The sequence below is a fragment of the Marinobacterium marinum genome, from assembly GCF_013868415.1.
In the GTDB taxonomy this organism is placed as follows: Bacteria; Pseudomonadota; Gammaproteobacteria; order Pseudomonadales; family Balneatricaceae; genus Marinobacterium; species Marinobacterium marinum.
In genome coordinates, this window is record NZ_JACEMT010000041.1 from 173903 (window position 1) to 197087 (window position 23185).

Here is a 23185-nt window from a genome sequence, read left to right on the forward strand (position 1 = left end):
ATTAACGGTTTATTTCGCGCCGAAACGGAGGCAAGGAGTCTAACAGTTGTCGGCCATAGCGTCGCGTTACAACACGACGATCCAGCAACACGACACGTCCCTGGTCCTGCTCTGTACGCAGCAATCGCCCGACGGCCTGTGTCAGGCGCATTGATGCCGCCGGGACAGTCCAATCCGTAAACGCATTGCCGCCACGGGACTCAATCCACTCCGCCATGGTAGCATCAACCGGGTCGTCCGGGACGCTGAACGGCAGTTTGGTGATAAACACATCGGTCAAATAACCGCCGGGCAAATCAACGCCTTCGGCAAAAGAAGCCAGGCCAAAAATAACACTGTGCTTACCTTCGTCAATACATTCGCGATGACGCTTCAAGGTTTCCTGTTTACTGTATTCTCCCTGCGCCAGAACACTATTCTTAATGGATTCATCCAGACGTTCAAGCACCGAACGCATTTGCCGCCACGAACTGAACAAAACCAGCCCGGCCTTGACCGTCGGCAGTTGCTTTTCAAGCAACATCAGCACTTCATCGGTGTGTGCATCCGGTTGCCCGGGGTCCGTTTTCATTGCCGGCACCTCCAGTACGCCGTGTCGTGCGTAGTCGAACGGACTGTCGAGACGAATCGCCTCGGTATCATCCGGCAACCCCAGCGAAGCAAACAGCTGATCAAAGCGCCCCAAAGCCGTCAGTGTAGCCGATGTTAATATGGCGGCATGACAAACCTGCCACAGATGCTCCGACAGTGTATCGGCAGCGGAAACCGGGGCGCTGCGCAATTCCAGATCCTCACCAGCGGGCGACTCCAGCCGATTGATCCAGCGTGCCGTTGGAGACTTGCCTTCCACGTCTTCACGCGCATAACTCTGTGCCAGCCAGGCGATATGTTGCACCCGCCCCCACAGGCTACCCAACTGCGGATACCAGCGCTCTGCTGCCGCCCGCGGAATATCAGCCAGACCGCCTTCCAGGGCCTCTTTAAGCACATCGACTATTTGCTCAAGGTGCTGCTGCGCTCGACTGGCCGCATGCGCCAGCATTGAGCAAGGCTCTATCAGAGGAGCCGGCAGCTTACCGCCGGGAAAACGATACCGATCCTTGGGTTGCTCCTGCATCATCGGCTTCAACAATACTTCCAGTTGCTCCAGTGACAGGCTGATATCATCAAACGGCTTGTGCAAACGCTCTACCGGCCCGCTCAACTGCGCTGCGGCACCGGTATCCTGCAACATCTGCGCCAGCTGCTTCAAAGCCGAACGCAGCATGCGCCGACTGCTGTCCAAACGCGTACCGAAAGCAAAATGACCGCTGGCCTTATTGGCCAAATGATGACCCTCATCAAAAATGTAGATGGTTTTTTCAGGTTCGGGCAGGATAGCACCACCGCCCAACGCCAGGTCGGCCAAAACCAGATCGTGATTCGCAACAATGACATCGGCCTCTTCCAGCCTGTCACGCGCACGATAAAAGGGGCAAGCCGTGAAGTTCAGGCAACGGCGATTGCTGCACTGCATATGATCACTGGTCAGGGGTTGCCAAATCTGATCATCGATTTCATCACTCAAACCATCCCGGTCTCCATCCCAACGCCCGGACGCATAATCATCCATCAGCATCTGATAGCGAGCCAGGGTTGCCGGCTCCAGCTGCTCCGCCACTTCATCTTCATACAGCGCCATTTGCCCCAGAACGCCCTGTTGCTCGAGTAGTCCCTCGACCTTATTCAGACACAGATAGCGCCCGCGCCCCTTGGCCAGACGATATTTCATCGACAGCCCGGCATGCTCTTCAACTTCAGGCAGATCCTTGTTGATCAGCTGCTCCTGCAAGGCCACGGTTGCCGTGGACAGAACCAGTCGGCACTCTTTGGCCTGTGCCAGCGGAATCGCGGCCAACAGGTAAGCGATCGTTTTACCGGTACCGGTGCCCGCCTCCACTACGCCAACCAGCGGATGCTCGGCACGGTTGATCTCGGCCGAATCCGCCTGCGCCAGAGTGCGCGCAACCGTCGCCACCATCTGCTTTTGTGCCGGGCGCGCCTTCAGCCCCCTGCTTTTGAGAAAGCGACTGTACGCTTCCTGTATTTCCCGTTTCTGCGCGTCACTCAGCACACCCGGCCCCCATTGCTTTTCGATGAGCGGATTTTAACAAGATACTGGATATTTAGACAGATAATGCTTGACCCTCACACCGCACTGTATAAAATCACAGTAAATCGATTGAGTACGGCCGCTATGAAACTGACAAAAAGACAAACCGAAGTATTGGAGTGCATCAAGCAGCATATCGACTCCACGGGCTATCCGCCCACACGTGCGGATATTGCGCGCGAACTGGGCTTTCGTTCCGCCAACGCCGCCGAAGAGCACCTGAAGGCATTGGCACGAAAAGGCGCCATTGAGCTGACCAAAGGGACCTCCCGCGGCATTCGCCTGCCCGAGAGCGAACAGGCTGCCGCCGAGGGACTTCCAATTATTGGCCAGGTCGCCGCCGGCGAGCCCATTCTGGCGCAAGAACATGTCGAAGATCAGTGTACGATCTCAGCCGATTTTTTCCGCCCTCGCGCAGACTACTTGCTAAGGGTCAAGGGAATGAGCATGAAAAACATCGGTATTCTGGATGGCGACCTGTTAGCCGTTCACCAGACACCCGATGCCAGGGATGGACAGATTGTTGTTGCCAGGATCGGCGACGATGTAACGGTCAAACGCTTCAAGCGAGACGGCCAGAAAGTATTTCTGATTGCCGAAAATGAAGACTTTACCCCAATCGAAGTCGACCTGTCCGAGCAAGAACTGATTATCGAAGGTTTAGGGGTCGGCGTTATTCGACAAGGTCATTAACGAGGTGAGCCATGCCTGCCATCCACTATGCTCCAGTAAACCGTACACGCGCCACTTGTCATCACACGAGCCGCGACGGCAGTCATGGCGACTCCAGCCGGGTAACCGAAATATTGCTGCATAACAACCGGGTATCACTGCACCCGGTGCTGCTGCCCATGATCACTCAGCTCAGCCGTCACAACCGCTGGCTGACCCTGATCAACCCGCCCGCCGATCTTAACCGCGAGTTGTTGTTGCAGGCCGGAGCCATAACCGGACACATACAGTCTCTGCACAGTCGCGATCATCGGCACGAGCCGCTCAAGCTATGTCAGCAGGCACTCTCTGCCGGCACTTCGCATACAGTCATTGCCTGGTGCGAGCCAAACCGTTACAGACCTTTGCACCTGCTGGATCTTGCTGCCAATCAGGGGGACGCCCAAGCCATTCTGGTCCGTCACTGACCGGGCTACCACTCCTGCATATTGGCACGCAGGCGCTCCAGCAGCTCCCGGAACGCCTGCAGCCAATGATTGTATTCTTTCAGCACTTCGGCATCTTCTGCATGATCCGGATTGACCTGCAACACATGGATTTCCGATACGCTGCTGCCGGCGGCAGTCACTTTCACTGACCCTCCTGCCACCTCCCAGCAGGAGCGGTAGGCCTGCAGCATTTTATGCAACCAGCTGTTCCGGTCCGACTCCAACTGCTCCAGCTCCCGAACTTCCGGGGACTCCTGGCCCGTTGCTTCCATCTGTTCCAGCAAGTCCGCATGACAGTGGATTCCGGTCGGAGTCAGATTGTAATTCTCGGCAATTTCGCGCAGCAGTGCCGCATAGCCACTGGCCAGGAAAAACAGTACGGACTCATGATAGGACTCAATCCGCGGATTCTGACTCCACTGAGGCGCTTCCTGTGCCTGCACCAGCGCCTTGATATGCAAGCGGGCGAAATTCAGCTTTTGATTGGTACGTACCGCATAGATTTCACTCATCGTTCCGACTCTCGTCTAGTCCCTGTGTTGCGGGCAGGTCAGCGCTTGCCGCCCTGCTCCTCCTGCCAACGACCATCACGGTAGAAGGCTTTCCACCCGGTAGCCTTGCCCTCGACTTCGCTCATCACATACTGCTCCTTGCTCTTGCGACTGAAGCGAATAACGGCAGGGTTACCCTCCGGGTCCTGCTGGGGCGCCTCCATCAAGTAGGCATATTTGGGATCGATTTCATCCTTGTGAGGCACCAGTTCCCGCACCAACGGCGCTCGCGTTTCACGCATTTTGGGGAACTTGCTGGCCGCCAGGAAAAGACCACTGGCACCGTCACGCAGAACATAGGTGTCATCCACTTTCTGACACTGCAGCTCCGGCATCGGCACCGGGTCCATTTTGGGTGGCGCCGGCTCGCCGCTTTTCAGCAGCTTACGCGTATTCTTGCACTCACTGTTGGTGCAGCCGAAGAACTTGCCAAAACGGCCCGTTTTCAATTGCATGTCGGCGCCACACTTGTCACATTCGATACTCGGGCCGTCGTATCCCTTGATACGATAGCTGCCGACTTCGACTTCAAACCCGCTGCAATCCGGGTTGTTGCCACACACATGCAACTTGCGCTTTTCATCAATCAGATAAGAATCCATCGCCGCATCACACAGCTTGCAACGATGTTTGTTACGCAGAATTCGGGACTCTTCCTCTTCATCTCCATCCACACTGACCACCTCGTCTCCGGGGATCAGGTTGATTGTGGATTTGCAGCGCTCTTTTGGCGGCAGGTTGTAACCTGAGCAGCCCAAAAAAACACCGGTGCTGGCAGTGCGAATCATCATCGGACGACCACACTCCGGACAGGGAATATCGGTTTGTGTTGGGGTGTTGGGCCGCATGCCGTGCTCACCACCCTGAGCTTCACCCAGTTTGTCGGTAAAGCCACGGTAAAAATCGTTCAGCAGGTTTTTCCAGTCGATATCACCCTGAGCCACCTCATCCAGCTTCTGCTCCATACGGGCCGTAAAACTGTAATCCATCAGATCGGAGAAGTTTTCGTTCAGGCGTTCAGTGACGATATCACCCATTTTGCACGCATAGAAACGACGCCCCTGCACCTCAACATAACCGCGATCCTGAATCGTGGAGATAATGGAGGCATAGGTTGACGGGCGCCCGATGCCCCGTTTTTCAAGCTCTTTGACCAGACTGGCTTCACTGTAGCGTGGCGCCGGCTTGGTAAAGTGCTGCCGGGGCTCGAGCTCCACCAGCGTCAGGGCTTCGCCCTGCTGAATATCGGGCAGAATGATATCTTCATCGCTGCGACCTTTCGGTGGCAAGACACGGGTGTAACCGTCAAAGCGCAGGATACGTCCCTTGGTTGTCAGCTCATATTCGCCACAGCCCACATGAATACGAGTACTGGTATAACGGGCCGGTGTCATCTGACACGCCATGAACTGACGGCGAATCAGATCGTACAGCCGCTGAGCGTCCGGCTCCATACCCTTCAACTGCTCAACCGTCAGCGCCACGTCGGAGGGACGGATCGCCTCGTGCGCTTCCTGGGCACCTTCCTTGCTGCTATAGCTGACCGGCTGTTCCGGCAGATAATCGCCGCCATAATGCTCCTGAATAAAATCACGGCAGGCAGCCACCGCTTCAGCACTCAGGTTGGTCGAGTCGGTTCGCATATACGTGATGTAACCGGCCTCATAGAGGCGTTGCGCCAGCATCATGGTTTTCTTGACACCAAAGCTGAGACGCGTGCTGGCGGCCTGCTGAAGAGTCGAGGTAATAAAGGGCGCCGACGGCTTGCTGCTGGTCGGACGATCCTCGCGCTTTTCAACCACCAGACTGCCGGTACGCAAGCTCGCCAAGTGCGCCTCGGTTTCATCGGCACTCAGCGGACGAAATGCCTTGCCCTGGTATTTACTGACCTGCAAGCGCAGTGCGGCCGCGGTGGCGGCCTGTGTATCGGCGTGCACTTCCCAGAACTCTTCCGGGATGAAGGCACGAATTTCGCGCTCACGCTCCACGATCAGCCGCACGGCGACCGACTGTACACGGCCGGCCGACAAGCCTCGGGCAATTTTTTCCCACAACAGCGGCGACAGCATATAGCCCACGATGCGATCCAGGAAGCGTCGTGCCTGCTGCGCGTTAACCCGGTTCAGGTCCAGATCACCCGGCTCTTCGAACGCCTGCTGAATCGCCTTTTTGGTGATTTCGTTGAACACTACTCGGCGATAGCGTTGATCATCACCACCGATGGCCTCGCGCAGATGCCAGGCAATCGCTTCACCCTCTCTGTCCAAGTCCGTTGCGAGATAGATTTCATCAGCGTTCTTGGCCAGCTTGCGCAACTCTTCGACAACCTTTTCCTTGCCCGGAAGAATTTCGTAGTGAGCATCCCAATCATGATCAGGATCAACCCCCATCCGCGCAATCAACTGCTGATGAGACTTCTTTTTTTTGTATTCCGCTTTTTCATCAGGTGACATCTTGCGCGTCAATGCTGCCTGGCGCGCACGCTCTTTGGGATCACTCTTGCTGGCACTGCCACTGGTCGGCAAGTCGCGAATGTGACCGACACTGGACTTGACCACGTACTGGCTGCCCAGATACTTATTGATCGTTTTGGCCTTTGCCGGTGACTCGACAATGACAAGGGTTTTTCCCATGAATACAGATCCTTTTTACGACGGGCAACTCAGAAACTGCGAGCATATATAAGGTGTGGTGCTCTCAGCGTCAAGCGAACTGTTAGCATCCGATCATCCGACAAGCAGGCTATCGCTTACATTGCACAGGCTATCTGATGTAAATTAGCTCTTTTTCAGAGTGCCAAACACTATGCTTGGAGACAACCTGTATCTTGTAATCTTACTGGCTGGCGTCGGCATTCTGGCGCTGGTGGTGAATTACATTCTGACCACACGCGAACAACAGTCCGAGGCGCGTCGCGAGCGCCTGAACTGGCTCCAGACGCAAGCTGAGCACACACTGAGCGCACTGGCCATCTTGAAAGAAACCGGTTGCCGACAAGATATCGTGGACAAGCTCAATCAACACGCCATGGCACTGATTGAAGAGATCAGCCTGCTGGCTCCTGACTCAGAGCTGATGACGCAGGTTGGCGATCTCAAGGAAACCAGCGACCGTTCCCGCCCCGATCGAACACGCTTTAACAGCGACCGTGCCGTCAAGCGTGCGCAAATTTACATCAATTTCGCCGAAAAACTCATTATCCAGATGGCCAAGGCCGGTAAAATGACCGGCCAACTGGCCCGCACCTACCAGCAGGAGTTGTATTGGCTGAACGTTTCACTGGTAGCCGACGCTCATCAACACCAAGCCACCCGCCTGATGGACATGGGCGACAAGCACACCGCACTGAGCCACCTGAAGCATGCCAAGGCGGTCCTGGTCAGGGCTGGTGTTCCGCAGCGACAAAAACAACCCAAACTGGACGAGCTGCAGGTCAGCATTGACCGTATCCAGCCGAAGCGAGACTGGGGGGCCGGAGCCTTGGCTGATTCACTGGATGACTACTTGAACGATTCTCCATGACCCCTTAAATCTTGGCATCCAGCAATGGCTGCACCAGCGCCTGAAGCTGATCCAGGCGTTCGATTTCACCACGCTCGTACCAGTACAGGGTCAGGTTGAGAGGGTTTGACTCGACCCCAACGACATCATCAGGCAAAGCATTCAACAACTCGACCAGCCGCGACAGCACCGGTTCCGGCAAAGTGCCACCGCCCTTGAGCCAACTCCACCCCTGCGGCAGCACCTCGTTGTGGAGACCGATCGTTTCCACTCGGTGCACTTCCCACTCTACCCAGGCATTGCGTTCCCGACTTTCCAGGTTGGTACGTACAAAGCGATACGCCGGCACACTGACACGCTCGGCTTCCAGCTCGCCCCTGGCCCGTGGCAAGTCCACATGCGCCAACTGCACCTGAATACCCAATGCACGGGCCCGCATTCGCACCTTGGCCTGATACCGCTGACGTGGGCTGGGCCTGACCCAAAGCACCGAACCCAGCAACGAAATAAATATGAGGGCAACAATCAGCCACTTCATCTTCTGCAGATCCTCCGTATGGCCGCTGACAGGGCCGCCGTAAAAGTGCCCTGTATGATAACGATCAACCCGCAGTGACAACAGCATTACAAGGCACATGCCGGCTCAGGAAGACCGTGTTTTTATTGATATCGGTAGGGGACGCTTGCCAAGGTTGATGCTATTCTGCTGTCAGAACCATCTAAGTCGCACGGTTGCAAGCAGCAACCTAAAGGAAGGATTACGCGCATGAGCATTTACACCCGCATCCTGCTGGCCCTTGACCTGTCCGAAGAGTCCGAACAGCTGGCTGTCAAAACAGCCCAGATGGCCAAGGCATTCAATGCCGAGTTGAATCTGATCCATGTCGTCGAGCCGCTCAGCTTCGCCTACGGCGGGGATGTTCCCATGGATTTGACTACCATTCAGGAACAACTGGATGATCATGCTCGCACCAAGCTGGATCAGTACGCCGAGAAGATCGGTTACCCGGTACAGAAAAAAATCATCGTGACCGGTCACACTGAAACCGAAATCCACCGCGCCGCCGAAGAACTCGGCAGCGATCTGGTGATTTTGGGCAGCCACGGCCGCCACGGTCTGGCCCTGCTGCTGGGCTCCACTGCCAATGGAGTCCTGCACGGCGCCAAGTGTGACGTACTGGCCATCCGGGTGAAAGAGGAGGATTAACCCCCCTCCTGCAGCGCCTCCAACTCAACCCAGCGCTCCATCAGCGTTTCCAGCAGCAGCTCTTGCTGCTGGAGCTGAGCCAGGGTATCGGCAACCTGCTCGTGGTCACCGGTGTAGAAATCCGGTGTGGCCACCACCTCCTGCAAGGCTGCCAACGCCTGTTCAGCTTCTTCCAGCCGTGCCGGCAACTGATCCAGTTCACGCTGCAGTTTGTAGCTGAGTTTTTTACTCTGCTTCTTGACCGGTCGACTCTGCGTAGCCGGCTTGTCAGCAGGTTTTGCCGCTTCAACCTTTGGCGTCGGCCGCTGGCGTAACCAGTCCTGATAGCCGCCAACATATTCCCGCACCTGCCCATCACCTTCAAACACCACCGAACTGGTGACGACATTATCGAGAAAGCGTCGGTCATGACTCACCAGAAGAATGGTGCCATCAAAGCCCAGCAGGATCTCTTCCAACAGCTCCAGCGTCTCAATATCCAGGTCGTTGGTCGGCTCATCGAGCACCAGCACGTTGGCAGGCTGACTGAACAGCCGCGCCAGCAGCAGTCGGTTGCACTCGCCGCCTGACAATGCCTTGACCGGCGTACGCGCCCGCTCCGGGCTGAACAGGAAGTCCTGCAGGTAGCCAATGATATGCTTGCTCTGGCCGTTGATTTCAACGCTTTCACGACCACCCGAGACGTTATCGATCACGCTTTTTTCGGGATCGAGCTGCCCCCTCAACTGATCGAAGTAGGCCACTTCCAACTTGGTCCCAAGGCGTACTTTGCCGGACTCCGGCTGCAAATGACCCAACAGAATTTTCAGCAGGGTACTCTTGCCGCTGCCGTTTGCACCAATCAGACCAATGCGATCCCCGCGCTGCACCTTCAGCGAGAAGTGCTGCAATAGCGGCTTGTTCTCGTAGGACATGGAAACATCCTCAAGCTCGGCCACCAGCTTGCCGGATTTCTGTGCCTCTTCTAGGCCGAAACTGGCGCCGGACTGACGCTCACGTCGCTGAGAACGGTCCCGGCGCATCTGCTCCAGCGCCCTGACTCGCCCTTCGTTACGCGTCCTGCGCGCCTTGATGCCTTGGCGAATCCAGCGCTCTTCCTGTGCCAGCTTTTTATCGAACTCGGCATTCTGGCGCTCTTCCTCTTCCAACAACTGCTGCTTGAGTTCCAGGTAACGATCATAACTGCCCGGGAAGCTGGTCAGATTACCCCGATCCAGCTCCACAATCCGGGTGGCCAGCTTCTCCACCAACGCACGGTCATGCGATACAAACAGAATCGCGCCACGAAAATCCAGCATCATCTGCTCCAGCCACTCGATGGTCTCAATATCGAGGTGGTTGGTCGGCTCGTCCAGCAACAGCAGGTCAGGTTTTTGTACCAGCGCCGCTCCCAGGGCGGCACGGCGGCGCCAGCCACCGGAAAGTTCGGACATGCGAGTGTCCGCGTCCAGTCCCAAACGATCCAGCACGGTCTGGACCTGCTGTTCAAGATGCCAGCCATCCTGCGCTTCCAACTGATGCTGAAGATGCTCCATCTTTTGCAAGGATGCCGCGTCAGTCTGGTGCGACAGCGCCTCAAATGCCTCACGCAATTGCACGACATCAGCCAGACCTTCGGCAACCACATCATAAACCCGACGCTCATCGGCTGCCGGCAGCATCTGCGGCAGCTGGGCAACACGAATAGCCGGATCCTGCCACACACTGCCCTGATCAACATGAATGTCACGTGATACCAGCTTCATCAAGGTCGACTTACCGGCTCCATTAAGCCCGACCAGCGCGACCCGCTCCCCCGGATCAATCTGGAAATCAACCTTGTCCAGCAGTGGCGCGGCACTGAAACTGACTGAAACGCCTTCAAACTTCACCAACGGCATAGAAACTGCATCCTGTCCTGTAAAAACCAGGCTCTAGTGTACCTGAAATCCGGTTCGACATTTAAAAGCCGCACTTCAAGGTGATTTTTTTCGTCCAGTCGATATACACTGCAGGCTATCGCTCCCCAGGAACACCAGAGAGGACCTCATGTCTATACCGCGCCGCACGCTTCTCATCGGAGCCCTGATCGCCACTCAGGCATCAGCCGCATCCACTGTGGATCAGGACGACCTGCGCCAGGCCTTTATCGAACATTATGCAACAGCCGTGGCCGAACCCAACGCGGTGAGCAGCGCCATTCACCAGACACTGTCAACCTACCCTCTGTACCCGTATCTGGAATATCAGGTACTCAGGTCCTCGTTGAGCAGCCAATCGGAAGCGCGCGTCAATGACTTTCTCGAACGCAATGCCGACACGCCTCTATACGGACGTTTGCTGTTTGCCTGGGCACGCCAGACAGGTGCCAAGGGAGAATGGGACAGCTTTGACCGGGCCTGGCAGAAGATCCAGCGCCCCAGTACTGATCTGAAGTGTCTGAACGGACGGCATCAGCTGGAGCAAGGCAACCTGTCCGTCGCCTGGGAACAGGCCCGCACACTCTGGACCGTGGGTCACTCACAGCCCGACAGCTGCGATCCTCTATTCAACACCTGGCTCGAATCGGACAATTTCAGCACTTCTGATGCACTGAAACGCTACCAGGCTGCGCTGATCAAGGGACGAGAAGGACTGGCAACCTATATCAAGCGCTTTATTAGGGACCAGGCAACCCTGGCCGAAGCCGAGCGCGCACTGGCGCTATATCAGACGCCCCGCCTGTTGCTGGACGAACCGGCGCGGCTGAAAGACGACATGCCCGGTGCACAGGCACTGCTGGAGATGAGTGTACGCCGTCTGGCCCGCCAGGATTTGACCGCCGCCATTCAGCTCTGGGTACGCGATCGGGATCGTCTCGGTCTGAGCACAGAGAACCAGGCGGAGCTCACCCGCTACCTGGGCGTCTGGTATTCCAAACGTTTCCCGAATGCACAGGGCCGCGCCTTGCTGGCACAGCTTGACCCTCAATACCAGAGTGCCGATCTGGTGGGCTGGCGCGCCCGGCTCGCCTTGAGCGACCGCAACTGGTCAGAAGCGCGACAGCTGATCGAGCGCCTGCCTGCCGAAGAACAACAGTCCGACCGCTGGCGTTACTGGACGGCCATTTCCCAACAGGGGCAGGGCGATTCGGCGCGAGAAACCTTGCAGGCACTTGCCGCTGAGCGCAGCTTCTACGGGTTCATGGCAGCCCAGATTCTGGGGGTCGACTACGCGTTGAACAACCGACCGGCCAGCCTGGATATGACGCGTCTGGAAACCCTGGCAGCGACTCCTGCCTTTGCCCGCATGCGCGAACTGCTGGCACTGGAACGCTACTCTGATGCTCGATCCGAATGGAATCTGGCCATTGCCGACATGAGCGAAACAGATATCCACCATGCCGCACATCTGGTCAGCAGCTGGGGTTGGCATCATCAGGGGATACGTGGCGCCATCAGCAGTGAACAGTGGAACGACATGCAACTGCGCTTCCCCAACCCCTATCCGGAACTGTACAGCCGCCATGCCGGGACCCGTGACATTGACCCCATCTGGGCACTTGCCGTCACCCGCCAGGAAAGCGCCTTTTGGATGGGTGCCAAGTCGCGCGTGGGCGCTCGCGGCCTGATGCAGCTGATGCCTGCCACAGCACGTGCCACGGCACGCCGCAACGGCATCAGCCTGTCCACACTGGACGACTTGGGCAAACCCGATCTCAATATTCAGCTGGGCACTGCCTACCTGGGCGAAATGTTCCAGCAGTTCAACGGCAACCAGGCACATGCCACAGCAGCCTACAATGCAGGCCCGCACCGCGTCAGCCGCTGGCTGGATGCGCGCGGCGAACTTCCTTTGGACATATGGATCGAAACCATTCCCTTCGATGAAACCCGAAGCTATGTCCAGAACGTTCTGTCATTCAAGGTGATCTATGCGCGTATGGCCAACACCCCTGTCGCACTCTTCAGTGACCGGGAATTCGCCACCCTGGCACTGAATCAGCAGAATTGACCTAAGGGCGCTGCGGCAGACTCTGGAGAAACTGCCGCAGCTGCTCCGCATCAAACGGCCACCCCAGCTCACGTTCGCCCCCTCGCTCAACCAATACGGGAATACGCACGGCGTACTCTTCCATCAGCTTGGGGTCATATACAATATCAACCAGGTCCACTTCGGCCTGTCCCGGTAATAACACCTGCTGCAACACCACGATAGCGTCTTCACACAGATGACAGCCTTCCGTTGTCATTAAATCCAGGTACAGCACATCACACCCTCTTCTGCAGTATCATTCGATGCTTGAATCGCCACTCGACTCACGGCACTAACGCTAAATACCTCACACCATACAAAAAGTGCAACATACGATAGTTAGGGTTGCCTATTCGAGACTCTTGAGTATTGTAATAGATGAAAGGACTTGCCACTCATACTGGTTGCACGTCTTTTCAGGTGGCTATCCCGCTACAAGCCCAACAGGTAGTGACGGGCCATCAGCCCGTAGCGACCGGCAGCCGTGTATTGGCCGGTACTGATGTCCCAAACAGCAGATTGGAAGCAGGCATTTATGACGGATAAAAACGGCAACTTCACCACAGACCCCCAGGAATTCATCGACTACGTCAACCGCGAGACCAGCAAAGTGCTGGAAATGTTCTCCGCCACCGGGGGCGACGACATCCTGCGCCAGTTCACGCAATCATGGACCGAGTTGGCCACGCGCTCTCTGGAAGATCCAACGGTATGGGTTCGTGCCATTGCAGACTATCAACAGGCCCAGTTCAACCTGTGGCGTAACCTGCTCAGCGGCAACACCAGTGACAACCCGATTGCCGAACCCACACCGGGCGATCGCCGCTTCAAAGCCGAGGAGTGGTCCAAAAACCCGGTCTTCGACTATATCAAGCAGTCCTACCTGCTGACATCCCACATGCTGATGGACATGGCCCAACACGCCAACTTGTCCACTCAGGAGCAGCAAAAACTGGAGTTCTACACGCAACAGTATGTCGACGCCCTGTCACCGTCCAACTTTGCCCTGACTAACCCCGAAGTACTGCAGCAGGCTCTGGAGACCAAAGGTGCCAGCCTGGTCGACGGTCTCAAGAACCTGCTGAGCGATATCGATAAGGGCCGCATCTCCATGACCGACGAAGATGCGTTCGAGCTGGGCACAAACCTGGCGACAACCGAAGGTGCCGTTGTTTTCCAGAACGACATTTTTCAACTGATTCACTATAAGCCGCTGACCGAACAGGTCCATGAACGCCCGACACTGATTGTGCCGCCCAGTATCAACAAGTACTACATTCTGGACCTGCAGCCCGACAATTCCTTCGTCCGCTATTGCCTGGAACAGGGACAGGATGTCTATCTGGTGTCCTGGATCAATCCATCACCGGAGCAGCGCAGCCTCAGCTGGGACGATTACGTGGGCGACGGCGTTCTGAAAGCCATCGATGTCACCAAGGCCATCAGCAAACAGAGCAAGCTGAATCTGGTTTCCTGGTGTGTGGGGGGCACTCTGACCGCATCCGCACTGGCCGTGCTGGCCAACCGCAAGGACACTTCGATTGGCAGCTGCACCTTCCTGACCACTCTGATCGATTTCAGTGATCCCGGCGATCTCAGCGTTTATATCGACCAGTACCAGGTCAAGCATCTGGAAAGCAAGGTAAACAATGAAGGTATTCTGCATGGCCGTGAGCTGGCCACCTCTTTCAACATGCTGCGTTCCAATGACCTGATCTGGTCCTATGTGGTCAACAACTATCTCAAGGGCCAAACACCTCCCCCATTCGATATTCTGTACTGGAACAGCGACCCGACCAACCTCCCGGCCGATATGTATACCTATTACATCAACCGCATGTACCTGGAAAACAAGCTGGTAGAGCCGGATGCCCTGACCATCTGCGGCGAGACCATCGACCTGCGGCGCGTAAAAACACCCTGCTACTTCCTGTCGACTATGGAAGACCATATCGCTCCCTGGAAAGGCACCTTCAGGGCGCTCGACCTGTTCAGCGGTACGGTGGAGTTTGTCCTCGGCGCCAGCGGACATGTAGCGGGCGTCATCAATCCCGCCAAGAAGAATCGTCGCAACTACTGGATCAAGGGCGAATTGGGCAAAGGACCCGAAGCCTGGCTGGAATCGGCCGAACGTCAGGAAGGCTCCTGGTGGAACCACTGGAGCGAATGGCTGCGCCGCCGCGCCGGCAAGAAGGTGACAGCACCGACCGAATATGGCACTGCGGATTATCCCGTTATCGAAGCGGCCCCCGGCAGCTACGTACGCAACCGACTGGATTGACCCGGCACCGACCCGCTACACAAACGGGGCTTTACGCCCCGTTTTCAGTATTGTTTGTGTCAAAGCAGTAGCACGTCAAAGACCGCCCATCAACATGTACTTGCACTCAAGATATTCATCCAGTCCCTGACGCGCCCCTTCGCGCCCAAGACCCGAGGCCTTCACACCGCCAAAGGGTGCCAATTCTGTCGAAATCACCCCTTCATTAATGCCGACCATGCCATATTCCAGCCCCTCGGCAACACGCCAGCACCGGGCCAGATCACGGCTGTAGAAGTAGGCTGCCAACCCGTATTCAGTCGCGTTTGCCATGGCAATTGCCTCGGCTTCATCCTTGAACCTGAACACCGGTGCCAAGGGGCCAAAGGTTTCTTCACGTGCTACACACATCTGTGTCGTCACGTTTTTCAATACCGTCGGCTCAAACCAGGTACGCCCACGATCATGAGGCTTGCCGCCACACACCACTTCAGCCCCCAAGGCAACAGCATCATCAATATGCGCCTGAATCTTGTCGACCGCAGCCTGATTGATCAATGGACCCTGCTGCACATCCGCCTCGATACCGGCCCCCACCTTCAGCCGGGATGTCCGTTCCGCAAGACCTGCCACAAAACGATCATAGATGCCGTCCTGGACCAGAAAACGGTTGGTGCAAACACAGGTCTGGCCTGTATTACGGTACTTGGAGGCCATGGCGCCATCAAGTGCTCGCTCCAGGTCCGCATCATCAAACACGATAAAGGGCGCATTCCCGCCCAGCTCGAGCGAAACCCGCTTAACCGTCTCGGCACATTGCGCCATCAGCAACTTACCCACTCCGGTAGACCCGGTAAAAGACAGCTTTCGCACCTTGTCACTGCCCGTCAGGACTGCGCCCAGCGCCTGAGGGTTGCCGGTAATGATATTGAATACTCCGGCCGGAACGCCGGCACGCTCGGCCAGTTCCGCCAGCGCCAAGGCCGAAAGAGGTGTATCCTCTGCCGGCTTGCAAACAAACACACACCCTGCCGCCAGTGCCGGGGCCGCCTTGCGCGTAATCATGGCGGCCGGAAAGTTCCAGGGCGTAATAGCGGCTACCACGCCGACCGGCTCACGGCTGACCAGAATACGGGCATCAGTTTTATGACTGGGGATCAAATCACCGTAGGCTCGCTTTCCTTCTTCCGCAAACCATTCGACAAAACTGGCAGCATACAAGACTTCGCCCCTGGCTTCCGCCAGCGGCTTGCCCTGCTCCAGCGTCATCAGCAGGGCCAGATCGTCCGCATGCTCAAGCATCAGCTCATACCAGCGCCTCAGAATGGCGGCCCGTTCCTTCGCAGTCGTTTTACGCCAGACCTGGAACGCATCTTCTGCCGCAGCAACCGAACGCTCCGCATCCGCCTCGTCCATCCAGGGCACGCGTGCAATTTCTTCCCCCGTCGCCGGGTTGTATACGGCAAAGGTTTCACCGCTTCCGGCATCTATCCAACGGCCGTCCACATAGGCTTGCTGACGCAGCAGCCGGTTATCATTGAGCTTCATAACTGATTACCTCCGACAAAATCCATAACACCTTAACCGTCTCGGGATTGCACTCCCTGCTGCTCGCGCTTATGCTTGGCGCGTTCAAGGAGCGAATGACCATCATAGCCGATACAGCCAACTGTACAGAGCCACTTTCTCTCCATCCGTTTCACTTTGCAGAGTACAACATCTCACCGTGTTCAAGTTGAGTCAGAAACGCAACGCAGAAGTCCGTTACTTGTTACGCCTGGGCTGGCCAATTATGGTCGCGCAACTGGCCCAGAACGCCATGGGCTTTGTCGATACCCTGATGGCGGCCCGTGCCGGCACCGAAGATCTGGCTGCGATTGCGCTGGGCAGCAGTCTCTGGTTACCGGTTTTCCTGGCCCTGGCCGGGATTCTTATGGCAACCACTCCACTGGTCGCCCACCTGGTGGGCGCTGGCCGGGATTCGGAAACCCGCCTGCCACTGCAGCAGGCGTTCTGGGTCGCGGCAGGTCTCGGGCTGCTCGGGGTGATTATCCTGCGCAATGCCAACCCGGTACTGGACCTGCTACAGCTGGCGCCGGGACTGCAACACAAAACCCAGGACTATCTTGATGCGATCAGCTGGGGATTCCCCGCCTTTCTCTTCTATCAGGTCATGCGCAGCTATTGCGAGGGCTTTGGCAAGACTCACCCTGTTATGCGCATCGCCGTACTGGGCGTCCTGTGCAACATCCCGCTCAATTACGTGCTGATTTTCGGCAAACTCGGTCTGCCCGAGCTGGGCGGAGTGGGCTGCGGCTATGCGACAGCCGTCGTCATGTGGATCATGCTGAGCACCGCCGTGTTCTATCTGCTCAAAAGCCAGCATTTCAAGCCCCTGCGTCTGTTTAATGACTGGCAACCACCCCGCCCCGAACAGCTGCTGCAGTTGCTCAAACTGGGTGTTCCAATCGGCTTTTCCCTGCTGATAGAGGCCAGTATGTTCTGTGTACTGGCCCTGATGCTGGCCCCCTATGGCGAAACCGTTATTGCAGCCAACCAGATTACAATCAGCTACACCGGTATGATCTTCATGATACCCCTGAGTATCGCCATGGCCCTGACCATCCGCGTCGGCCAGTTGGTTGGCCGGGGGGAGCCTGTCGAGGCCCGCCATGCAGCTCAGACCGGCATCTTGATCACCCTGTTCGTCGCACTGTTCAGCTGCAGCTTATCCCTGTTGTTGGCACGTCAGATTACCGGACTCTACACCTCGTCAGAAGAGATTCTGACCCTGGCCACAACCTTGATCAGTATTGCAGCCGTTTTCCAGTTTTCCGACGCCCTTCAAGTCAGTGCAGCCGGTGCTCTGCGTGGCTACAAGGACACCAGCATTCCGCTGGTAATGGTCTTCATCGCCTATTGGCTGGTAGGCCTGCCAGTCGGTTATATTCTGGGCTTTACCGACTGGCTGCGCCCGCCGCTAATCGCCGCCGGGCTCTGGTATGGCCTATTGATCGGTCTGAGTGTCGGGGCTGTCCTGCTCTCCAACCGCCTGGCCCGCATTTCACGCCAGGCGATCAACGCCACACCCATCGTTCGGCCCGCTCAATCACTGTAACTCAACCGGCCTCCAGTCCGTCTATACTGTTAGCAACCATAATTGCTGACTTACACCCCAGACGTTACTGCCAGGCCGGTAACACACCCGCCTGCCTTTCAATCCGAACATGAGGCTGCAGCCAGCCGCGCCATGTCGCAGGAGCGTGCCATGTCACTGTCACATCAGCTGGTCGCGGCCATGCTGGCCGTACTGCTGAGCTTTACCCTCGGAACAGTATCCATCCTGTCGTACAATTCCCGCGCTCTGCTGATAACTCAGCTGGACGCTCAAGCGAAAAACAGCGCTGCCCACTTGGGACCTTACCTTGCTCCTCATATCCGGCAGCACGACCCGAGCGCAATTGCACAGGCCGTTGATACTCTTTTTGACAGCGGCCTTTATCAAAGCATCAGCGTATACGACCCACTGGGTCATGCGCTATACCGCACCAGCCGTCCGGCCGAGAGCGTCATTGATGCACCCGACTGGTTCATCCGCCTGCTGCCTCTCACCACCACCGAGCAATCACACCCACTGACCTATCAACAGCAGCCTGTCGGCAGCATTCGTATTCTGAGCAGTACCAACTATGCTTATGCGTCCATCTGGCAGACAATACGCCACACCTTGGTGCTGTTTGCCTGCTTGACCGGCCTAACGGCATTGGTCATATTCGGCCTTATACGACGCCTGCTCCACCCCTTGGCAACCATTGAACACCAGGCGACCGCCCTCGCCCGGCGCGAATACGTCGAACAGCAATCACTGCCTCGTACCCCCGAACTGCGCCGAGTCGCTGCCGCCATGAACATGATGGTTCAACGTGTTCGAAAAATGTTCGATGAACAGAACCGCAATATGGAGTCCCTGCGCAGCACCGCTTATCAGGACAACCTCACCGGCCTGAACAACCGACGCGCCACCCTGATCCAACTGACGGAGCATCTGGAACATCATCAGGACTTCGGCCCCGCATCCCTTCTTCTCATTCATCTGAACAACCTGCAACGATTGAATCAGCTGCTGGGCGAAGACGCCACCAACCACTTGATTCGACACTGTGCAACGGCTGTGAAGACCCTGGGCGAAAGCCTTGGGCCTCATATAGTCGGACGGACGGGAGGAGCGGATCTGATATTGCTGACACGCAAGCTTGCGCTGGAAGAGTGGCATAAACGACTGGATCCCATACTGCACGCCGTTCACAACCAGCTGCAGCAGTATTCACTGGAAGGCGGATCGGAACAGTGGCTCAGTATCGGCATTACATCCGCCGATGGCCCCGCCACATCAACTCAATTACTGACCGAGGCCCGCCTGGCACAGCAGGAAGCGGAACAACGCAGCGACTGCAACATTCTACTGTACCAGCCGCATCAGCAGGGTTGGCCGACCCAATGGCGGCAACACGTTGCCGATGCCGTTCAAAATGAGCAGATTTTCCTGCAACAGCAACCTGTGATCACGCCTGCCGGGGCCTGCGTTCATGCCGAAGTATTCGCACGCATTTTGGATCAGGACAACTCCGCCTGCCCGGCTTGCGATTTCCTGGGTGCAGCCTGCGACCTTGGTCTGCTGGCAGACATTGATCGTGCCATCATGCAGCATGCTCTGCAGCATCTGCACAACACACCGGACAGCTCGCCTCTTGCGCTAAACCTGTCCAACCAGACACTGGCAGAACCGACAGCCATCAAAGAACTGCTGACAACGTTGAGCAGCAGCCCCGTCAGCAGCCGACTGCATATCGAAGTTAACGAAACAGCCATTCTGATAAACCCGGACAACATGCAACAGTTACGACAGGCACTGGGAGACATGAGCATTCGTTTCGGAGTGGACCACTTCGGCACTCACCCCAACGGCTTTAGCTATCTGTATGCCCTGCGTCCCGACTATATAAAAATTGACGGCTCTCTGGTACGCCACCTGGAGCAGAGCGAGGAGGATCAGTTTTTTGTCGGCAGCTTGATTAATGTCGCACACAGTCTAGGCATTCAAGCCTATGCGGAACAGGTGGAGCGTGAAAGCCAGCGTCAGGTGCTGCACCGGATGCAGATCGACGGCACCCAGGGCTACCTGCATGGATTGCCGTCGGCACTCTGATCCCGGTTTGATCTCACAAGTGAGGGCGGACCCAACGCTGCAGACTGCCCAGATCCATCGCGCCGGCCTGACGGGCGATTTCCACCCCTCCGTGCAGTAGAAGCAGGGTTGGAATACTGCGAATCTGGTAACGCGCCGCGATTGACTGAGCCTGCTCGGTATTCACCTTAAGCAAGCGGCAATCAGGCTCCAAAGCGGCAGCCGCTTGCGCGAAAACAGGCCCCATCATTTTACACGGCCCGCACCATTCGGCCCAGAAATCGACCAGCACCGGAATATCGGTATTTGCCAGAATGCGATCGAAGCTGCTCGAATCCGCGTCTACAGGGCGGGCATCGAACAACAGAGCCTGGCAACGCCCGCACTGAGGTGCGTGCTGCAGTCGCTGTGAAGAAACACGGTTGGTTGCCAGACAACTCGGACAGGAAATATGCAGGGAATCGTTCATCGGTAGCCTCCAAAAATCACTCTAGCCAGTATAGATGGAGGCTACCGATCGGCTTTTCAATGGATCAACGCCCCTTGACGTTGACCAGCGCCTCCAGCTTGCGAGAAAAACGCTCTTCCTTTTCACGCTTGCGCTGCTGCTGTTCCTGCTCACGCTGCTCCTTCTGGCGTTCACGGCGCTGCGCTTGAATTTCCTTGATCCGCCCCTGAGCGTGCTCGGCCTCACCGGCACTAACCACGCCAGCCACTTCGCCCTTCAGGTCAATACGCTCGGCACCTTCCTGCACGCTGCGCAAATACGCCAGGGAACGCACATAAGTTGCCAGTGCCCGTTTGATACGGTTACGTGCCAACTTCTCGTCAGCGATCAGATCTTCCTGAATGCCGACCTTGAGCGGACGCACATTTTCACGACTGAACGTCTGCGGATAGGCTTCGATCAGTTGCTCCAGCGCGGCCTGGTTTGCGGCGCGGTTCTTGGAGCGGGTCTTGCTATTGGCTGTTTGATTCACGATTTGACTCTCTGTTGTACCTGTTGCTGCCCGCTGGTGTTGCTCCACTGCCGACAACCTTTGTTCACACTCTTGCAGCAGAGATTCGACCTCATGCTGCAAATTGATCAGATCTGACACTCAGCCAGCCCCTTTACGAATAAGATACTCATAGATTTCATCTTCCAGCACCACTTGATGCATCAACTCATGGCCCAGAAAAGTACAGAACTTGGGAATGTCACGCTGTGTAGACGGGTCTGTCGCAATCACCAGCAACACCTCGCCTGCCGACATTTCACGCACCTTGTTATGCAACAGCATGACCGGTTCGGGGCAAAGCAGCCCGCTCGCGTCAAGCCTGTAATCTGCATTGGATGTCTTCATGCGGGTCAAATACTCCCCCGACGCACAATGAATGTTAAATATTTTGCATCCTGCCACTGATACAGGCTTGCGACCTTCCAAGAAGCGATTATCCTGATATCAGGACCATCTCTCAAGGAGTTAGCTGATGATTCGTGTACTGATTGAACGCCATATCGCCGATGAACTGAGCGAGCACTATGAACGCGCCTCTCGCGAAACGCTGCAAAAAGCGATGCATTCTCCCGGCTTCATCTCCGGCGAAGCGCTGCACAACACCAGCGATCCCTGTCACCGCCTTATTCTGGCGACTTATCGATCTGAACATGATTGGCAACTCTGGTACGCCTCGACGGAACGACGCAGCATGATGGACACCATCACTCCCATGCTGACAACCGAAGAGAAAATAACCGTTTTCGAGCACTGATTCAGTGCTCCGGTGTCAGTGACAGCCAACAGGTAATCTCTTCTCGGTCATGATAAAGATGGCGCGCCTGCAAACGGTACTTGATACCCGCCTCGGCCAGCGCCTCGCGCAAACGTTCCAGGCAGCGCTCAACCTCGTCGAAACGCTGCTTCATGGGCAGCTTGAGATTGAACATGGCGTTTCGGCACCAGCCATTGAGCGCCCACTGCAGCATTAATTCCGTCACCCGCGCCGGCTTATCCACCACGTCACATACCATCCAGTCGACAGGCTTGGAAGGCACGAAGGTAAAGGCATCCTCACGGCGATGCTCCACCTGCCCACTATCCATCAGTGCTTCGTTCATCGGGCCGTTGTCCACCGCCGTCACGAACATGTGCCGATTAACCAGCTGCCACGTCCAGCCCCCCGGCGCTGCGCCCAGGTCCACTGCTGTCATGCTGCCACGCAGTAATTCTTCTTTGCGCCGCGCCGGGATGAAATAGTGCCAAGCCTCTTCCAGCTTGAGTGTCGACCGACTGGGCGCATGTTTGGGGAACTTGAGTCTCAACACTCCCATCGGCCAGGGCGAACTGTTGCCAACTGGCGCAACACCTACCCACAAGGTACGCCCTGTCAAGACAAACACATGCAACCGCCACTCGGCTCTTTGCTTGCGTGGCAACATCAGGCCATCACGGCGCAGTCCCTGCGCAAGTGCCGAACCGAATTTACGTGCGAAACCCTGCAACTCACGCCCATCAGTCGTATCGGCAACTTCGACCACCAGCTCACCGGTTTCCGGCAGCTCGGCCACCAACTCCCGAATCGGCCCGATTCGATCCGATGCGGACAAATCATCCAGGCGCGGCATGCACGCTACCCACTGCCGAGCGAAAACCAGGGCGCGAAAGCTCAGCTTGCGCATCGCCGACAGGGCCCCACCGGGCTCATGGCAATGATAGAGAACATATCCCTGGGCTGATTCAAACTGCGGATAGCCATATATTCCCACCTCGGCACAGCGAGTTGTTATTTCAGCGGCACATTCCTTTTCAAAACCGGAACGGCAGTACAGCAACAGTGTGTTTACGTCAGTCATGAATTCTCCCCAAATGCCCGCGCACTATAGTAATCCATTGGTCTAATAACAACTGCACTTAAGCGTTATGCCACCCTCAAAAACCTCCGATAACAGCCTTGATCCATATCAATCAAAACCTTGTATCAAACAAAAAACACCCTGAAAACGCGCTGCCAAAAGCCTCTGGCATGGAGAAAAACGCTTCTTCTCACCCCACGAGATAACCCTACCTGATTGAATCCGTTGAAATATCCATATAAATGCCAAATGACCGCAAAATTACAAAATCAAAAACTGTCCTGCGACAATAAACCACAGTTAAAGGTTCCATCACATTGAAATACCGTGGGTATTCCCA

20 protein-coding genes are annotated in these 23185 nt (G+C 56.4%); 9 read left to right on the forward strand and 11 right to left on the reverse strand.

Annotated elements, in window-relative coordinates:
* Window position 1 precedes the first annotated feature (1 nt).
* Window positions 2-2113: an ATP-dependent DNA helicase DinG gene (gene dinG / locus H1S06_RS06005; protein WP_181738228.1), complete on the reverse strand. Its 2112-nt coding sequence runs from the start codon at window positions 2111-2113 to the stop codon at window positions 2-4.
* Window positions 2114-2236: 123 nt separating this feature from the next.
* Between dinG and lexA the strand changes: the two genes are divergently transcribed.
* Window positions 2237-2845: a transcriptional repressor LexA gene (gene lexA, locus H1S06_RS06010; RefSeq protein ID WP_181738230.1), complete on the forward strand. Its 609-nt coding sequence runs from the start codon at window positions 2237-2239 to the stop codon at window positions 2843-2845.
* A gap of 11 nt (window positions 2846-2856) precedes the next feature.
* Complete coding sequence (locus H1S06_RS06015; RefSeq protein ID WP_181738232.1) at window positions 2857-3291, forward strand: SulA-like leucine-rich domain-containing protein; 435 nt, start codon at window positions 2857-2859, stop codon at window positions 3289-3291.
* A 5-nt stretch (window positions 3292-3296) separates the two neighbouring features.
* On the opposite strand, the gene H1S06_RS06020 is transcribed toward H1S06_RS06015, so the two are convergent.
* Both H1S06_RS06020 and topA read right to left on the reverse strand, forming a co-directional pair.
* Window positions 3297-3824 carry a DUF6586 family protein gene (locus H1S06_RS06020; RefSeq protein WP_181738234.1) on the reverse strand — a complete coding sequence of 176 codons (528 nt, stop codon included), beginning with the start codon at window positions 3822-3824 and terminating at the stop codon, window positions 3297-3299.
* Between the two features lie 38 nt (window positions 3825-3862).
* The gene (topA, locus tag H1S06_RS06025) at window positions 3863-6496 is read right to left on the reverse strand and encodes a type I DNA topoisomerase (RefSeq protein WP_181738236.1); all 2634 of its coding nucleotides are present in this window, start codon (window positions 6494-6496) and stop codon (window positions 3863-3865) included.
* Window positions 6497-6668: 172 nt separating this feature from the next.
* Between topA and H1S06_RS06030 the strand changes: the two genes are divergently transcribed.
* Complete coding sequence (locus H1S06_RS06030; protein ID WP_181738239.1) at window positions 6669-7385, forward strand: DNA topoisomerase I; 717 nt, start codon at window positions 6669-6671, stop codon at window positions 7383-7385.
* A gap of 4 nt (window positions 7386-7389) precedes the next feature.
* Here H1S06_RS06030 and H1S06_RS06035 read toward each other — a convergent pair whose 3' ends face one another.
* Window positions 7390-8001 carry a hypothetical protein gene (locus H1S06_RS06035; RefSeq protein WP_255482915.1) on the reverse strand — a complete coding sequence of 204 codons (612 nt, stop codon included), beginning with the start codon at window positions 7999-8001 and terminating at the stop codon, window positions 7390-7392.
* A gap of 129 nt (window positions 8002-8130) precedes the next feature.
* Between H1S06_RS06035 and H1S06_RS06040 the strand changes: the two genes are divergently transcribed.
* Window positions 8131-8571 carry a universal stress protein gene (locus H1S06_RS06040; RefSeq protein WP_181738240.1) on the forward strand — a complete coding sequence of 147 codons (441 nt, stop codon included), beginning with the start codon at window positions 8131-8133 and terminating at the stop codon, window positions 8569-8571.
* Here the strand turns inward: H1S06_RS06040 and H1S06_RS06045 are convergent.
* Window positions 8568-10451 carry an ATP-binding cassette domain-containing protein gene (locus H1S06_RS06045; protein WP_181738242.1) on the reverse strand — a complete coding sequence of 628 codons (1884 nt, stop codon included), beginning with the start codon at window positions 10449-10451 and terminating at the stop codon, window positions 8568-8570. The genes H1S06_RS06040 and H1S06_RS06045 overlap by 4 nt on opposite strands.
* Before the next feature lie 148 nt (window positions 10452-10599).
* On the opposite strand from H1S06_RS06045, the gene H1S06_RS06050 reads away from it, so the two are divergent.
* The gene (locus tag H1S06_RS06050; RefSeq protein ID WP_181738243.1) at window positions 10600-12543 is read left to right on the forward strand and encodes a transglycosylase SLT domain-containing protein; all 1944 of its coding nucleotides are present in this window, start codon (window positions 10600-10602) and stop codon (window positions 12541-12543) included.
* A gap of 1 nt (window position 12544) precedes the next feature.
* On the opposite strand, the gene H1S06_RS06055 is transcribed toward H1S06_RS06050, so the two are convergent.
* Window positions 12545-12799, reverse strand: coding sequence for a glutaredoxin family protein (locus H1S06_RS06055; protein ID WP_328515317.1), 255 nt, complete (start codon window positions 12797-12799; stop codon window positions 12545-12547).
* Between the two features lie 300 nt (window positions 12800-13099).
* Between H1S06_RS06055 and H1S06_RS06060 the strand changes: the two genes are divergently transcribed.
* Complete coding sequence (locus H1S06_RS06060) at window positions 13100-14845, forward strand: PHA/PHB synthase family protein (protein ID WP_181738245.1); 1746 nt, start codon at window positions 13100-13102, stop codon at window positions 14843-14845.
* A gap of 75 nt (window positions 14846-14920) precedes the next feature.
* On the opposite strand, the gene H1S06_RS06065 is transcribed toward H1S06_RS06060, so the two are convergent.
* Window positions 14921-16372 carry an NAD-dependent succinate-semialdehyde dehydrogenase gene (locus tag H1S06_RS06065; RefSeq protein ID WP_181738248.1) on the reverse strand — a complete coding sequence of 484 codons (1452 nt, stop codon included), beginning with the start codon at window positions 16370-16372 and terminating at the stop codon, window positions 14921-14923.
* Window positions 16373-16559: 187 nt separating this feature from the next.
* Between H1S06_RS06065 and H1S06_RS06070 the strand changes: the two genes are divergently transcribed.
* Together H1S06_RS06070 and H1S06_RS06075 are read left to right on the forward strand one after the other, a co-directional pair.
* Complete coding sequence (locus H1S06_RS06070; protein WP_255482916.1) at window positions 16560-17942, forward strand: MATE family efflux transporter; 1383 nt, start codon at window positions 16560-16562, stop codon at window positions 17940-17942.
* A gap of 150 nt (window positions 17943-18092) precedes the next feature.
* Window positions 18093-20030: an EAL domain-containing protein gene (locus H1S06_RS06075; protein ID WP_181738252.1), complete on the forward strand. Its 1938-nt coding sequence runs from the start codon at window positions 18093-18095 to the stop codon at window positions 20028-20030.
* A 13-nt stretch (window positions 20031-20043) separates the two neighbouring features.
* On the opposite strand, the gene trxC is transcribed toward H1S06_RS06075, so the two are convergent.
* The 3 genes from trxC to tusA all read right to left on the reverse strand — a co-directional run bounded on the left by trxC (window position 20044) and on the right by tusA (window position 21355).
* A complete protein-coding gene (trxC, locus tag H1S06_RS06080; RefSeq protein WP_181738255.1) occupies window positions 20044-20478 on the reverse strand; it encodes a thioredoxin TrxC in 435 nt (144 codons plus the stop codon).
* Window positions 20479-20542: 64 nt separating this feature from the next.
* The gene (locus H1S06_RS06085; RefSeq protein ID WP_181738257.1) at window positions 20543-21109 is read right to left on the reverse strand and encodes a ProQ/FINO family protein; all 567 of its coding nucleotides are present in this window, start codon (window positions 21107-21109) and stop codon (window positions 20543-20545) included.
* Window positions 21110-21355: a sulfurtransferase TusA gene (gene tusA, locus H1S06_RS06090; protein WP_181738258.1), complete on the reverse strand. Its 246-nt coding sequence runs from the start codon at window positions 21353-21355 to the stop codon at window positions 21110-21112.
* Window positions 21356-21482: 127 nt separating this feature from the next.
* On the opposite strand from tusA, the gene H1S06_RS06095 reads away from it, so the two are divergent.
* Window positions 21483-21764: an antibiotic biosynthesis monooxygenase family protein gene (locus H1S06_RS06095; protein WP_181738260.1), complete on the forward strand. Its 282-nt coding sequence runs from the start codon at window positions 21483-21485 to the stop codon at window positions 21762-21764.
* Window position 21765: 1 nt separating this feature from the next.
* Here the strand turns inward: H1S06_RS06095 and rlmM are convergent, their stop codons facing one another.
* Entirely contained in the window at window positions 21766-22845 is a 1080-nt protein-coding gene (gene rlmM, locus H1S06_RS06100; protein ID WP_181738262.1) for a 23S rRNA (cytidine(2498)-2'-O)-methyltransferase RlmM, read from the reverse strand.
* Window positions 22846-23185 lie beyond the last annotated feature (340 nt).